This is a genomic window from Desulfosporosinus acididurans, from assembly GCF_001029285.1.
In the GTDB taxonomy this organism is placed as follows: Bacteria; Bacillota; Desulfitobacteriia; order Desulfitobacteriales; family Desulfitobacteriaceae; genus Desulfosporosinus; species Desulfosporosinus acididurans.
In genome coordinates this window covers 1-14,396 of record NZ_LDZY01000030.1, presented here as the reverse complement: position 1 = coordinate 14,396, position 14,396 = coordinate 1, and the positions used below count along the sequence as shown (strand labels likewise).

At 39.2% G+C, this 14,396-nt stretch carries 9 protein-coding genes, 2 rRNA genes and 1 pseudogene; 2 read left to right on the top strand and 10 right to left on the bottom strand.

Features of this window, described 5'->3' with window-relative positions; genetic code table 11:
• Positions 1–99 precede the first annotated feature (99 nt).
• The 5 genes from DEAC_RS21425 to DEAC_RS21405 form a co-directional block, all read right to left on the bottom strand.
• Positions 100–459, bottom strand: a complete 360-nt coding sequence (locus DEAC_RS21425) for a helix-turn-helix domain-containing protein (protein WP_053006568.1) — start codon at positions 457–459, stop codon at positions 100–102.
• Between the two features lie 1,336 nt (positions 460–1,795).
• Positions 1,796–3,019, bottom strand: coding sequence for a beta-N-acetylhexosaminidase (nagZ, locus tag DEAC_RS21420; protein ID WP_053006567.1), 1,224 nt, complete (start codon positions 3,017–3,019; stop codon positions 1,796–1,798).
• Positions 3,012–4,502, bottom strand: coding sequence for a zinc ribbon domain-containing protein (locus DEAC_RS21415; RefSeq protein ID WP_047812123.1), 1,491 nt, complete (start codon positions 4,500–4,502; stop codon positions 3,012–3,014). The genes nagZ and DEAC_RS21415 overlap by 8 nt, the downstream gene beginning before the upstream one ends.
• 602 nt (positions 4,503–5,104) lie before the next feature.
• The gene (locus DEAC_RS21410; RefSeq protein WP_047812122.1) at positions 5,105–6,592 is read right to left on the bottom strand and encodes a zinc ribbon domain-containing protein; all 1,488 of its coding nucleotides are present in this window, start codon (positions 6,590–6,592) and stop codon (positions 5,105–5,107) included.
• 438 nt (positions 6,593–7,030) lie between these two features.
• The gene (locus DEAC_RS21405; protein WP_047812121.1) at positions 7,031–7,876 is read right to left on the bottom strand and encodes a hypothetical protein; all 846 of its coding nucleotides are present in this window, start codon (positions 7,874–7,876) and stop codon (positions 7,031–7,033) included.
• 1,024 nt (positions 7,877–8,900) lie between these two features.
• Here DEAC_RS21405 and DEAC_RS21400 point away from each other — a divergent pair.
• Positions 8,901–10,949, top strand: a complete 2,049-nt coding sequence (locus tag DEAC_RS21400) for a heterodisulfide reductase-related iron-sulfur binding cluster (protein ID WP_047812125.1) — start codon at positions 8,901–8,903, stop codon at positions 10,947–10,949.
• A gap of 123 nt (positions 10,950–11,072) precedes the next feature.
• Here DEAC_RS21400 and DEAC_RS24665 read toward each other — a convergent pair.
• A pseudogene (locus DEAC_RS24665) lies at positions 11,073–11,546 on the bottom strand (methyl-accepting chemotaxis protein); the annotation flags it as partial.
• 186 nt (positions 11,547–11,732) lie between these two features.
• On the opposite strand from DEAC_RS24665, the gene DEAC_RS21390 reads away from it, so the two are divergent.
• The gene (locus DEAC_RS21390) at positions 11,733–12,293 is read left to right on the top strand and encodes a hypothetical protein (RefSeq protein ID WP_047812120.1); all 561 of its coding nucleotides are present in this window, start codon (positions 11,733–11,735) and stop codon (positions 12,291–12,293) included.
• 231 nt (positions 12,294–12,524) lie between these two features.
• Here DEAC_RS21390 and DEAC_RS23720 read toward each other — a convergent pair whose 3' ends face one another.
• The 4 genes from DEAC_RS23720 to DEAC_RS21370 form a co-directional block, all read right to left on the bottom strand.
• Positions 12,525–12,680, bottom strand: a complete 156-nt coding sequence (locus tag DEAC_RS23720) for a hypothetical protein (RefSeq protein WP_161796490.1) — start codon at positions 12,678–12,680, stop codon at positions 12,525–12,527.
• A 187-nt stretch (positions 12,681–12,867) separates the two neighbouring features.
• Positions 12,868–13,191 carry a heavy metal-binding domain-containing protein gene (locus DEAC_RS21385; protein WP_047812119.1) on the bottom strand — a complete coding sequence of 108 codons (324 nt, stop codon included), beginning with the start codon at positions 13,189–13,191 and terminating at the stop codon, positions 12,868–12,870.
• Between the two features lie 545 nt (positions 13,192–13,736).
• Positions 13,737–13,853, bottom strand: a 5S ribosomal RNA gene (gene rrf / locus DEAC_RS21375).
• Between the two features lie 117 nt (positions 13,854–13,970).
• Positions 13,971–14,396, bottom strand: a 23S ribosomal RNA gene (locus DEAC_RS21370); the annotation flags it as partial.

The window sequence follows — 14,396 nt, the reverse complement described above, 5'->3', positions numbered from 1 at the left end:
GCAAAGCGAATCTTTACACGCTGCCCATCAATGGATTGCATCCACTTTTCACCAAAGTCCACCTGTAACTGCTGCCCCATTGGGAGCTCTTCTACAGCCTCATAATCCCTGGGATGATTGGATTTTTTTCAGATTATATTCCTCTCGTAACCCTTTGACATAACGACTGACAGTTCGTTCCTTGATATCCTCTTTGTAATGCTCCTTGAGCCAATCGCATACTTGGGCGGCTGTCATTGTTGGATATTGTTTCAACCAGTTGATGATAATTTCCTCATAGTTTGAAAGTAACAGTTCCCGGTTAATGCTATACAGCTGCTTGGCGAATTCATCCGCTGTCATGTTCCAATACCGTGTTACAGTTTCTCGATTTATGTTCAGCTGCTTGGCTGTCCGAGACCGAGTGAATCCAATCTCTTTAAGTTGTTGTATCTGTTTATACATCTTAAATCCTTTCATTCTAACAGCTCCTGACCTCTTTGCTAGTCACTATTCTAACAAAGTCCGATCGCTGTATTTGATTTAAGTTGTATGGTTGTTGGCAAAAAGTTGTATGCTTTGTGGCAGAAACCTGTATGCTTTCATTGGCGTAAATGTGTATGGTTTAGTTTACCATTCACAGGGAGACACACTCATAAATTAATTGCTTTGTTATAAGCATGAATTACGAAATGAATTTACAAATAATTGTATTTCAAATAATTATTTCTTCTATTTCCCACAAATCTGACATCGCAAACTCACTGTTCGTCAGCTCCCTTCTAGCCACGTAATTTCCTCCCAAAGTCTCGAAGATAGATGTCAAGCATCTCTCCAGCCTTCCAGTTTGGTTATCCGATAGGTAAAGGACATTCATCCTGCAGGATTGAAAGATTTTGCAGATTAACCAATGTCTAAGTTTTATTTCAGAGGCGGGGACGAATATATTAGAAATTTGTCCAATTAAATTTTCCCTATCTTTAAATGCTCGCCATTTTCAGCTTGACCATGCTTTTGCAAAATAATGCGAAAAGTCACGGCATACAAATACCCACACTTTTTTACATATATAATGAAATCAACAGGCGACTAATAGCTAATCAGAGCCGCCTATAAAATAAGATATCACTTAAGTTAACCCAAGCATTCCATCCAGTCGGTCCTGAAACACGTGCGAGCCAAAAAGAGCCATGCCTTGGGTAATCATGGCAAAGCTCTTTCATGCAAATTATTATAAATTGACTGCCAGCAATACCGCTTACAGGAAACAAGGCATATAGCTTCTCATCCGGTAAAGTCGTGTCTTGGATCGTGAGCATTGCTGTAGCCTGACTTCCCAGATAGGATCCGCCTGTAGGGCACTACTTGTCCAAGATCGGACATAAATTTAATACTTATTATGATCGTTTACCCAATAACTGGATGGGTGCGTATAGATTCCCACTCGTCCTCAAGTAATTTACCTTTCCTTGTAAAGAATCATATCACTTAATGCTCTCGGAGGATGGTCCAGGAACATAGAGAATATGCAGAACTTATTTTTGACTATCTAGTAGAAGAAGGAACCAATAAGTATGATGACTTAACTGATGTCCAGTTCAAGAAACTGATCGTAAACAGTACAGCTACATCAAAGAAGTTGCAAGTGAAGGATATTTTGTATCACGTTATTTGTTCCACCTCTTACAATAGATGGTCTATGAAACGGAACGAGAGTGGTAATTACCACTCCCATTCCGTCCTTTTGGAGAATCCCAGCAGGCGCTCAGGTTGCTCTTCAACATTGCCTCCTGCCACATCCAATCCTTGTGCTCAACTACCCCATTATTCGCTGCTCACGAAGTTTTAAAGTTACAATCCTTCTCATCGTATCTTTCAAACGTTGTTGACTTATCTCCCCACTTTTAATGGCGGCAAGTAAAGCATCATAAGCCTCTTTTTGCTTCTCTGGGGTTTGGCAGACCAATACAATGTCCGCGCCAGCTTTAACTGCCTTCACGGCGTTTTGCCCAACACTACCCTCGGCTTCAGCGGCTGCCATTTCCAAATCATCCGTTAAAATCAAACCCTTGTAACCCAACTTATCACGTAGAATATCCGTCTGAATGGTATAGGATAAAGACGCTGGATTTTGAGGATCCAAAGCTGGATAAATAGCATGATTAACCATGATCATTTCTACTCCATCTTGAATTGCAGCACGAAAGGGGATCAAATCACGTTTGTTAAGTGCATCCAGGCTAGAATTTATTACAGTTGATGTAGTATGAGTGTCTTGAAGAGACAACCCCAGACCAGGAAAATGTTTAGCACAAGGAATAATTCCGCTATTTTTATAGCCGGTAATAGCAGCAACTGCAGTTTTAGCAACTATGTTTGGATCATCTCCATAGGCTCGCCCTAGCATAATACTGTTGCTGCCAGCCACAGCGAGAACCGGTGCAAGGTTTACATTTATCCCCATAGGCTTTAATTCTTCGCCTGTTTTAAGGGCATAATTTGATACTTCGTCTGCAGATAGCTTTCCAAGGTTAGGTGGATCAGGAGTTTCAGATATCAATCCCTTAAAACGGTCTACGAGACCACCTTCTTGATCGACAGAAATAAATAATGGAAGGTTGTCTTTAGCCAAAGACATTTTCTGTAATTGGTCATCTAACTCAGTAACCTGTCCCTTGGTCTTAATATTTCGTCCGTAAAGAACAACCCCGCCTACATATCTCAAGTTTATCATCCGACTTATATAGTAGTCTGGTTTTAGACCATCAAAACCAACCATAAGCATCTGTCCCGCCATTTGTTCCGGAGTTAGGGAATCTACAATTTTATCCACTTCATCTTCAGGATTATTCCTTTGACCGCTAGATGATGCCTTGTTATCTGAAACGGTTCCCGACTTGCTATTGACTGCAACGGTTCCTCCAGTTTCAATCTTTTTATCATAAATATTTTTTAATGGACTAAAGAATATTAGAGTGCAAGATAAAGCGAAGATACCAATGATAATTGTAAGCAACTTAATTAGTAATAATTTACTCATTATTTTCACTGTCCATTTTTATTTGAGGTTGATTTAACTTCCATTGTCCGTTTTCAAAAACTAGGTTCCATTGGCCTTCCCACTTTCTAACCAACGTCCCTCCATTATTAGTCGAATCCCTAGATGTCATAGTAAAACTTGCTGTCGCTTCATTTCCATTAATACTTGTTACATATACATTGCCAACGGAATCAGAAATCGTGTTCGGAAATTCCTGTTTCCAACTCTCAAAAGGCAATTGCTGCTGATACTCATTTGATAAATAGGAATACGCTAACGTCATGTTGGATGGAATATTTTGATAATAATTCATTATGACATCTTCAACTTGCGTCTGTGCAGAATCACCAGAAATATTAGATTGATCGCTACCCATACCAATTAAACTATGTTTAGCAATTCCCCTATTCATTAACATTGTTAAATCTAAATTCTGGAAATCCGTTGTTTCTTTTTCATCAATACTAACACCAGAAACATCACCTTTTAATTCTATGGTTCCACTTGTTGGCGCAGGTGAAAGAGTTAGCCCATTACTTGGGATGGTGATCGGCTTATTATTTATTAAAACTTGCAAATTGCTAATATTATCTGGCGGGACCAAATTTAAGCTCGTCTTCAGATAACTGCTGAGGTCCAGATTATAATCATACGCCCCAAAATCATGTATGCTACCTAATTGATCAAGAAAGCTTACATTCCCCTTAACATCTTCTTTTGCATAATCGTTCGTAACTGTTCCAGTAAATGCATATGCTGAAGGCCAGAGATGTGCTACTTCTCCATTGGCACTTTTAAGATTACCAATTGAAAAGCTAACATTGTCTTGAGGAATAGGTTTTGTCACAACTCCAACTGAAGCCACGTGTACCTTCCAGCTATTCCCTAGCCAAGATGAAGTCTTTTTCAGTGTTAACCATCCTCGGTCTGCGTTTGAACCAAATGCGCTACTATTAGGCACATGATCGACTTCCTGTTGCAGTTGTTGTAAATATGCTGCTGTAACATTGTCTGTGAGACTCGCTTTAAATGCAGCGAGTGAATCAGCACTCTTTAAATCTCCACTATCCGAGTCTAGAAGTGAACTTAGTGTTGCCATATCTTGACTCTTAAGTGCTGTTGTAAACTTTTGTTCCAATAAATATGGCGACGTAACCGTAAATTTGCTACGCGCATATTGATATCCCCCATAGAGTGCCACGGCAATAACAGCAATAGTGCCAATAATTATTTTTGTTTTTTTACTCATAGGTGCTTTTACTACAACTTCTCTAGGAATAGGCATTTCAACTGTTGCAGAAATCTCTTGATTAGCGGTTTCTAATTCTCGCGCAACTGACTCGGGTATAAAATCCTTTTTACTCGCAGTGCTTTCGCCTTCTAAGATGTCTCCTCCTTGTATATCTTGGGGCACTGGAGCACCACATGAACCACAAAACTTGTCTTGGCTCGTAACTTCCTGTCCGCAATTTCCACAAAACATATGATTTCCCTCCAATTAATTTCCACAAAGCACCCCCGCCTTATTATCTAAAACTTGGTTAGGGCAATCGACTAATTTTTTCGGAACGATAAACGAATCCCTTCTTAGTTTAATTTTTAGTGTTTATAATGCAACAACTTACTAGCCCTATATGATAAGGCACAAAGTAATTTAACGCATAAATATGCGTAACATATCACCGCGATATTATTGTATTAAGTCAAGATAGTTGTTTTTTGATATAATAATCTGCCATTCTTTTTTGTAGGCTGAATCTTGGTACTTTGAAACTCTACTAAAGTCTGATTGCCCTATTATTTTTTGCGAGGCTTTGTTAAAAAACAGTGTTGAATTTCAATGACTTAATGGTCTTCATGGGGTTTCTGAATTCCCTTAACCCAAGGAGAAGAACCAAATAATCCTACAAGCCTTGTATGACAAGGATACATAACGCCGAAATATCAACACTAACCTTTAACACAGCCTTTTACAAAAATCAATTCCGAAAGAAGGAGATTTACTACTTCAATTATTGCAAACACAAAATAGTAAACTCCTTCTCCAAAACAAACATGATTTAATTATTATTTTACAGGAGATATTTATTGACTTGCCAATTTCGTGAACTTACCTGTAGTGTCATTTACAGTCTCATAATCCTGATTATTACCCTCTACCCACCACTCTGACTTACCAGGTATTTGTTGTAATTGATAAGTCCAGTTAATAGTATTCGGACTAGAATTACGTGTGTAATACTCCGTATCATTTATATAGATTTTCCCATCTTGAATATTAACGCTATTCGGATCAACAACCGTTTTTAGAAAAACGTCTTTAACTCTGTTTGGACTAGCCGCATTATTCGTTATAAAATCGGAATAACTTTTGCGTTCTGCGCTATTTGGGTCATCACCCTGCATTTCAGAGGGGGTTCCATCATCTAACGCTTTAGTAGCTGCTACATTGAAATTATCGAGTATATCCATAGCGTGCTTTGCAATGCCTTGATTCACAAGTGTTTGTATGGGGTTTTGGTCTTGGGGATCTATTGTACCCTTTTCGCTAATCGGAACACCCAGTACAGTCCCCTTGACCGACAAAGCAGGATTTTGCGGTGCTGGCGATATTAGTACGTTATCTCCGGTTATTGTTACAGGTTTATCGTTTAATGTTATTTGGAGATTAGGAATAGCATTAAACGAATTAAGTTGCAACCTACTTTTAATTAATCCACTCATATCTAGGTTGTAATCATATTCACCATAATTAGGTATATTACCTAATTGATCAAGGAAACTTACGGTTCCGTTAACATTCTCCTGAGCATAATTGTTCGAAACTGTCCCCTTGAATGAATACTCTGAAGGCCAAAGGTGTGTTATTTCTTCATTTGCACTTTTTAGATTACCAATTGAAAACGATACGGTATCTTGCGGGATAGGATTAGCTTTTACTCCAACTGAAGCTATATGTACCGCCCAACTTTTCCCCAACCAAGTTGATGTTTGTCTAAGAGTAAGCCATCCATGATCTGAAGTCGAAGCAAAAGCGTTCCCACCTTGCACTTGACCAACTTCTTGTTGAAGCCTTTGTAAATAGGCTGCCACAACCTCATCTGATATACCCTTTTTAAATGCCGCTAAAGAATCAGCACTCTTTAAATCTGCACTATCCGAGTCCAAAAGAGAGCTAAGCGTTGCCATATCTTGACTCTTAAGTGCCGTTGTAAACTTTTGTTCCAATAAATATGGCGACGTAACCGTAAATTTGCTACGCGCATATTGATATCCCCCATAGAGTGCCACGGCAATAACAGCAATAGTGCCAATTATTATTTTTGTTTTTTTACTCATAGGTGCTTTTACTACAACTTCTCTAGGAATAGGCATTTCAAGTGTTGCAGAAATCTCTTGATTAGCGGTTTCTAATTCTCGCGCAACTGGCTCTGGTATAAAATCCTTTTTACCCGAAGTGCTTTCGCCTTCTAAGATGCCTCCTTCTTGTATATCTTGGGGCACTGGAGCACCACATGAACCACAAAACTTGTCTTGACTCGTAACTTCCTGTCCACATGATCCACAGAACATATTTTTAACCCCCTAATAGATTGTTTTGAAATTGCCCAATAGTCTTTATTTGATAAGTAAAGGAAGGAAACTTAGCTAATCTTTATTGTCGATAGGATTAGCGCACGTGTTCCCCTCCTCATTTCTTACTTCAACTAGTTTTAATTAATTAACTGCCACAGTTATTTATTTAACTTTGTAAATTTACTGGAATGGTCAGCCGTATAATTATAACCCCCTGTATCTTGAACTTGTTTAATCCACCAATCGTCCTCGCCAGGTTACTGTTTAAAGGCATAAAATTGATTCTCGCTTTGTTGGTTCACGAGAGTATATGGTGTATGTCCCAATCTCATGATCTATTATGATTTCCCTTTTTACACGGCTAGTGTCTTCAATTGAAGAATTATTAAGTTAAGTTCATAGCCATCTTCTGCCCACCTGATCCACAGAACAGTATTACAGCCCCCTGAAAATGTTCTGCATGATAGCTGAGTAAATATCATTAAACGAGAAATAATTTGCTTTAAATACAGTATTGATCATTGAAACTAATTCAGTCTTTATGAAATACTGCAGAATTAACCCAGAAATTATGATATTTACAGCAATTATTAAAACCGAAACCCCGACTTTTTTAGTAGTTGGTATCCCGAAAAATTCACTAGCAATCATAAACACAATTGTTGCATTTGTAATCAAAACAATTAATAATGCGCCGATTGAAGTTGGTATGCTCACATAAGAAATTAATGCTGATACAATAAATCCCGCAGTAGCAGTCCATTGTGTTGAACCCAAAATAGCAACCGCGTTCTTCATATCCTTCTTTCGCGTACCCATACCATTGGAGAATAGATATATTGAAGCAAAATAAACAACTACCATTAAAACAACCACAAAGAAATCTTTAATATAACTTAACTGTAGTAGACTTTGAACGTTTGAACCGTCTGGTAATCCAAAAGCTTTACCCAGATTAGCTAAGTTTATAATGCCTGAAGTTATATTATTATAAACTGCAGCAAACCAGAATAACATTCCCAGAGCACTCATAATTAACCCAAGTACTCCATAACTAAATCCTTTTTCTGTGGTCATTTCGATACTTGAAAATGGATTTTTAATAAGCGTTATTATTTGTTGCAGATTAATACTACCCCAGGTTGGTGTCGAAATAGTGGGAGTATATGAAGCTGAAGTTTGGGCTTCGGCCGTTCTGATTTGTGACACAGCGCTTTGCACAGGACATTGATGCACTTCACCTTCAGCAATCTTAGCTCCACATTTAGTGCAAAAAGGCATTAATAAATCCCTTCCTTTTAAGTTCTGTTAAACTATTTTGGAATATTTAGGAAACTATCTCGAAAACGTCTTTATATCCTAGATCATAAGTCCCAATATAATCGAGTTTAATCGCCCAGTAACCCCCTCGCTGTTTTAACTCAGAAACTTATTTCTTCACCTCGCTTTTTTTTGACTCGTATATTATGTAAATACAAGTAATTTGTTTGACTTTCGTGATTTATATCCTTACTTAAGATATTTTGAAAGTCTATATAGATACCTGTATTAAATTACTATATTAACATAGTTTTGTTGCAAATTATGTCGTTATTTGTCATATGCGAGCGAATTTTTAATATTTCCGCAATTGATGAGCTGCATGTCCGTGATTTAAGCTTATGGGCGGTCTCCAAACAATCTTGAGTATTGAGAACGAATGATCATAAATATTTTTAATGCACAAATCGAAATATTCGTTTGTAGGAATCTTTTCAAAACCGTCAAATGCCATTGTGGATTGTTATGCCTAGAGGTATAATCGAAGCAATAAAACTAGTTTGAATTGTTGGAACACTTAATTTATTCCTGGGAAACCCTTTAAACTTGGTCTTTCACGCAATCTTTTTCTTGTATTTAACGAGAAATTAATAATTGTTAAATACAAAGTGCAGTTCTTATCATAGCTTTTACTTATGAAAAGGGAGTGGTTAAATATAAAAAAGAAGTATAGTCATTGGCGTTACCCCCTGTAAATTTTAATAGTATGCCTGAATCATTAATTGTAAGTATACCCTTGCCGCAAACCCGTCTTATGTCCCAGGCTAAGAAAAGTGAAATAGCTCACGTCCCTTATAAAAACAACCATTCAAGTGTCCTTGAAAGATGCTCGTACGCTGCAACCGAATTACTTTAGGAAACATGAATTCTACAGTAAGTTTTACCCTTAGCTATGACAAAAATAAAGATTCTAAAACATAAATTTGATCCGCGAAGCGCTTTTTCAGGCGCTTCGCAAATCAAATAAGGAGAGATGAGCATGAGCATGGCCACACGTCAAGTGTATTGGAACATTGAAGGAGAGCACTGGCTCTATTTGTTCTTCATCATTGCACTTATTATCTTCGCCTACGGAGTCTACAAACGAGTATCACTTTGGAAATTAGGTCAACCTGAGAATCGCTGGAAATATCTATCTCAAGGCATAAAAGATATTATTGTCTATGGATTTGGGCATAAGCGAATCCTAAAAGATTCTTATCCAGGAATTATGCACGTTTGTATTTTTTGGGGATTTGTGTTCTTAGCCTTTGCAACAGCAACGATCACTTTGCAAGCTGATTTTGGCTTGCAAATATTCCACGGATGGCTTTATCTGTTTATAAAGCTGACAGCGAACCTCTTTGGATTAGCTGCGATCCTCGGTATCGCAATAGCAGCCTATCGCCGCTATATACAAAGACCTGATCGCCTAGATAATAAAACGGATGACGCATTCACACTAGCCTTAATATTTATAATAGTACTAACAGGCTTTCTAATTGAAGGAGCTCGTATTGCAGCAACATCTGATCCATGGGCCGGATGGGGATTTATTGGACAATGGATATCAATTCCCCTCAAAGCATCCCTTAATCAAGCACAGTTACTTTCATTGCATAAATTTTTATGGTGGTTCCATCTACTTTTAGCAATGACGTTCATCGCTTACTTCCCTTATTCGAAGCTGTTCCATGTGCTATTGGGTCCATTAAATATAGTTTTCCGTAACAGAGGACCCATCGGAATCCCTGAGCTAATAGATTTTGAAGATGAAAACATTGAAACCTTTGGTAAAAGTCAACTACGCGAGTTTTCTTGGAAAACTTTATTTAATACGGATGCTTGCTTGCGCTGTGGACGTTGCCAGGATAACTGTCCAGCTTATTTAAGTGGAAAACACTTAAATCCCAAAAAGATCATTCAGGATATGCGGTTTTTTATGGAAGAAGTAGGTACAGCCGTTAAGGCCGCACAAAAAGACGCTTTAGCCAATCAAACAGCGGAAGCCGAAACCGCTGCAACCGAAGAGAACGTCGAACTGCCGGTACCTTCTCTCATAGGTGAAGTTATTGCAGAAGAAGACTTATGGTCCTGTACTACGTGCCGTTCTTGTGAACAGCAATGCCCAGTATTCGTAGAGCATGTTGATAAAACCATTGATATGAGACGACATCTAGTCTTAATGGAAACCAGGTTCCCTGCCGAGGCTCAGCTAGCCTTCAGGAATATGGAGAATAACGGGAATCCCTGGGGCATCGGTTGGACCACACGGGTCGACTATTTAAAAGTATTAGGAGTAAAAACCTTCGCAGAAGATCCTTCAGCTGAATATTTATATTGGCCTGGCTGTTCAGGTGCCTTTGATGCACGTAACCAGAAAGTTTCCGCTGCCTTAGTCAAACTGTTACAAGCGGCAGGTGTTCATTTTGCAATCTTAGGCAACGAAGAAAAATGCTGTGGTGACTCTGCCCGTAAATTGGGAAATGAATACTTGTTTTATACATTAGCCTCAGAAAACATCGAAGTTATGAAGGGATATGGGGTTAAGAAAATTATCACTCAATGTCCTCACTGCTTCAACATACTTAAAAATGAGTATCCTCAATTAGACGGGAACTTCGAGGTTGTGCACCATTCAACCTTCTTGCTTGAGCTCGTAAAATCCGGAAAACTTAAGCTAAACAATATTTCCGGAAAATCGATTACCTATCACGATTCCTGTTATTTAGGCCGTTATAATCAGATATATGATCAACCCCGTGAATTGCTCAAAATTGTTGGCCTTAAAATAAAAGAAATGGCTCATACTGGTGAAAAGAGCTTCTGTTGTGGTGCTGGCGGCGGTCGAATGTGGCTAGAAGAACATGAAGGCAAACGTATTAATGTCATGCGCACAGACGAAGCAATTGCAGCTAAGACAGATTATGTAGGTACCGCATGTCCTTTCTGCTTAACCATGATCGTCGACGGAATAGCGTCTCGTGAAGTTGGAGAAGCCTTAAAAGCTCTCGATATTTCCGAAATTTTAGAAAGTTGCATAAGTAGGTTTTAAAAGCTTAACGGTTTCGACCACTTTATCAACATCCGTAGTGTTTAGCGTGAAAACGACAACCCAACAAAAAAGGACCGAAATTAAATTCAGTCCTTTTTCTTGTGTAAAAGCTCAATCGTTTTACTAACACTCCACCTTTCTGGTGAAATTATAATTTTCTATGCTTGCAGTGATTTCCTGCGTAGCAGCAGCTTGTTCCTGGCTTGATGAGAGTGAACCTTGACTCTTAAGGCTGGATTGATTAACCTTATCTATAATTTCACTGGTTAATTTTTGAATTTTAGAGACTGTGCTCTTGGACTGTTCAGATAACTTTCTAATTTCTTCTGCAACAACTCCAAAACCTCTCCCTGTTTCGCCCGCTCTAGCAGCTTCTATGGCGGCGGCATTTAAGCCCAGCATCTTCGTTTCATCGGCAATTTCTTTGATGAAAGAAGAAACTTCTTCGATTTTGATCGATATGTTTGTGATTTCACCAATGGATTTATTAAGGTCTTCCTCATTAGCATGAATATTATTTGCTGATGCCGATAATTGTTCAATTGATGCCCCTATTTGAGCAAGCCCATCATCAAGACTTTTGGACATTTCCCTTAGAGTCATAAAATTATATCCACCCTCATGAACAAAAGATGATGAGGGTGGATTACTGTTTTTGAAATACATCACCCACCTAAAGGCACAAATTCCCAGAATTTAAATTTTTGCATAGGAAATTCTAAAATTATTGAAGTATTAGCTTAGAAAAAGAACGGCGTTTTCTTTAAGAAAGAGGTTAATGATATGCGAAAAATTGATAACTCTATGATAGCTGGATTATTGGGTGGATTAATCGGTGTCATATGTATGGACATTTCGAATTTCATATTATGGCGTAATAAGACAACAGAGGGTCTTTACGGTCATCTTGCAGGATCAATGATTATGAAACCATCCAAACTCAATAAGACGAGTAATTTCCTACTTGGGCAGGTATTTCATATGACAGTTGGATCATGTTTAGGGGTTGGCATGTCTCAAATATTGAAGCAATTTGGTAAAGATAATTACATAATCAAAGGTGGCTTTTTTTCAGTAGTTGTATGGGGTTTTCTTTATAATTTCGGACAAAAAATGAATTTCTTTCGAATGAATCCTCGCCTAACGAAAAGTGGTTATGCATCAATTTGGCACCATCTCATTTATGGGCTTGCGACCTCAAAGGCTATAGTTACTCTAGCAGCACCAAATGTTTTTCCTGAAAAAGAATCTATTAATACTCAAGATAAAAACATATTTCGAAATAGATTTTCAAATGTAAATTCGTTTGAAGAAGATGATTTAAACACTCCCATTTATTCTTAACAGGAGGATATTATGAGAAAGTAAGGGCCTTGTACATCTTCAGTTCCAAATGAGCATGCGAGTTTGACCCACTATCAACCCTCACCGGTAAAATGATGAGGGTTGATTTGTTATGAACCTAAAACTTTAGAATTACATTTCAGAGGGGTTGCTGCACCTCATTTCCTTTTCAGATTAGAAAAGGCTTATACGTACCTTATACGAAGTCAGAATTAACGATTCTATGGTCTCTTACTGAACTACTGGTGAACCTATATACTCCTTAATAAATGTAATCTGATTATCAGTAATCGATTTAAATTCATCACCACCATCAGAAACAAATATAACAATTCCTAAAATCCATCCAGCGTAATCATGAAAGAAATTTTTTTCTAGGCCTTTCATCTTCCCATCTTCGTAGACTCCTTGAATGGACTCTTAACCACCACCTCAACCATTCGTTCGCGTTATCCTTATTTCACTACAGCAAGAACGAATTTAGAATAGGTGTTCTGCAATAATTGGGGGGACGGCGAGTCTTCTCGCCGCAAAAAGATAAATTAAAACATTGAATCCCAAGACTATTCCCATGCTAATTTTCTTTCTCCACAACTACTGCAGTCCCATAGGCGACAATCTCACTCATTGTCTGTCCAATTTCGCTAGAATCGAATCTCATCATGACAACCGCGTTTGCTCCCATGGCTTGGGCATTCACAACCAACCTGTCAATCGCTTCTTTTCTGGTGTCCTCCAGCAATGCTGTGTATTCATGGATCTCCCCGCCAACAAGACTGCGCAACCCTGCTACCACATTTCCGCCTAATCCCCGACTACGAACAACAACTCCAAATACCTGGCCTTTAACATCAATGACTTTGTATCCTTTGATATTTTCAGTGGTAACAATTAGCATATTTTTGCCCCCTCGTAAATTTCTAATACTATTTTGCTTCATGTCAACCCAATGAATGTAATGATTTCGTGCAAATTTACATACCATTCGAGACTCGGTACTTGACGCTGACTAGGCTTTATACAAGGCGGCTATTTCCTTTGAGTGGCTGAGGGCGTAGATGTTGAGGTGTCTACATAATCACTGTTATACAACAATCCGTATTCAACAATTCATTAAAATCAAAATTAGCGATATCTACAAATTTACATTCCTCTTGTAATATCTCATCCATTTTGTTATTTCCGAACCATAGTGACCAAAGCTCAATCCTTAACTTCCGTGTTCGTGTATACGAAAAGCACGAAAGCCTCCGGTGGAGGGTTTCGCCGAGCCACCAACCCCAGAGATTCACTTCGTGGCGAAGTACGAGCTTTTCGCCACATTGCGACTTGTGACGCATTCTCCTGCAATGTGGATCGAACGGGTGGAGCCCCGGTAGCTATCTTTCACTTCTTTCATGAAACACAAACAGACTACCATTATGGCAGTCTGTTGCTTGTTTTACCTGGCGATGACCTACTTTCCCAGGAGCCTGCGCCCCAAGTATCCTTGGCCCTGGAGGTCTTAACTTCCGTGTTCGGTATGGAAACGGGTGGAACCCCTCCGGCATGATCACCAGATCTCTGAGATTCAGTTGTCCTTTTCGAACTCTGTTCTCTCAAAACTACATAGAGTCTCTTTCTAGCTTCGTCTTCTCGGAACCATTTGAGCCACGTTCCCTTTGCTTTGTATCTTTTTAGGTCAAGCCCTCGACCGATTAGTACCGGTCAGCTCCACACCTCACGGTGCTTCCACATCCGGCCTATCAACCTGATCTTCCTTCAGGGGTCTTACCGAGCTTTCACTCGTGGGAAATCTCATCTTGAGGCCGGTTTCGCGCTTAGATGCTTTCAGCGCTTATCCGATCCGAATATAGCCACCCAGCTGTGCCTCTGGCGAGACAACTGGTACACCAGTGATTCGTCCATCCCGGTCCTCTCGTACTAGGGACAGATCCTCTCAAATTTCCTGCGCCTGCGACGGATAGGGACCGAACTGTCTCACGACGTTCTGAACCCAGCTCACGTACCGCTTTAATGGGCGAACAGCCCAACCCTTGGGACCTACTACAGCCCCAGGATGCGATGAGCCGACATCGAGGTGCCAAACCTCCCCGTCGATAT

Coding starts and splice junctions, on each gene's coding strand:
- DEAC_RS21400 (WP_047812125.1), top strand. CDS start 8,901: ATGGCCACACGTCAAGTGTATTGGAACATTGAAGGAGAGCACTGGCTC.
- DEAC_RS21415 (WP_047812123.1), bottom strand. CDS start 4,502: ATGTTTTGTGGAAATTGCGGACAGGAAGTTACGAGCCAAGACAAGTTT.
- nagZ (WP_053006567.1), bottom strand. CDS start 3,019: ATGAGTAAATTATTACTAATTAAGTTGCTTACAATTATCATTGGTATC.
- DEAC_RS21410 (WP_047812122.1), bottom strand. CDS start 6,592: ATGTTCTGTGGATCATGTGGACAGGAAGTTACGAGTCAAGACAAGTTT.
- DEAC_RS21390 (WP_047812120.1), top strand. CDS start 11,733: ATGCGAAAAATTGATAACTCTATGATAGCTGGATTATTGGGTGGATTA.
- DEAC_RS23720 (WP_161796490.1), bottom strand. CDS start 12,680: ATGAAAGGCCTAGAAAAAAATTTCTTTCATGATTACGCTGGATGGATT.
- DEAC_RS21405 (WP_047812121.1), bottom strand. CDS start 7,876: ATGCCTTTTTGCACTAAATGTGGAGCTAAGATTGCTGAAGGTGAAGTG.
- DEAC_RS21425 (WP_053006568.1), bottom strand. CDS start 459: ATGAAAGGATTTAAGATGTATAAACAGATACAACAACTTAAAGAGATT.
- DEAC_RS21385 (WP_047812119.1), bottom strand. CDS start 13,191: ATGCTAATTGTTACCACTGAAAATATCAAAGGATACAAAGTCATTGAT.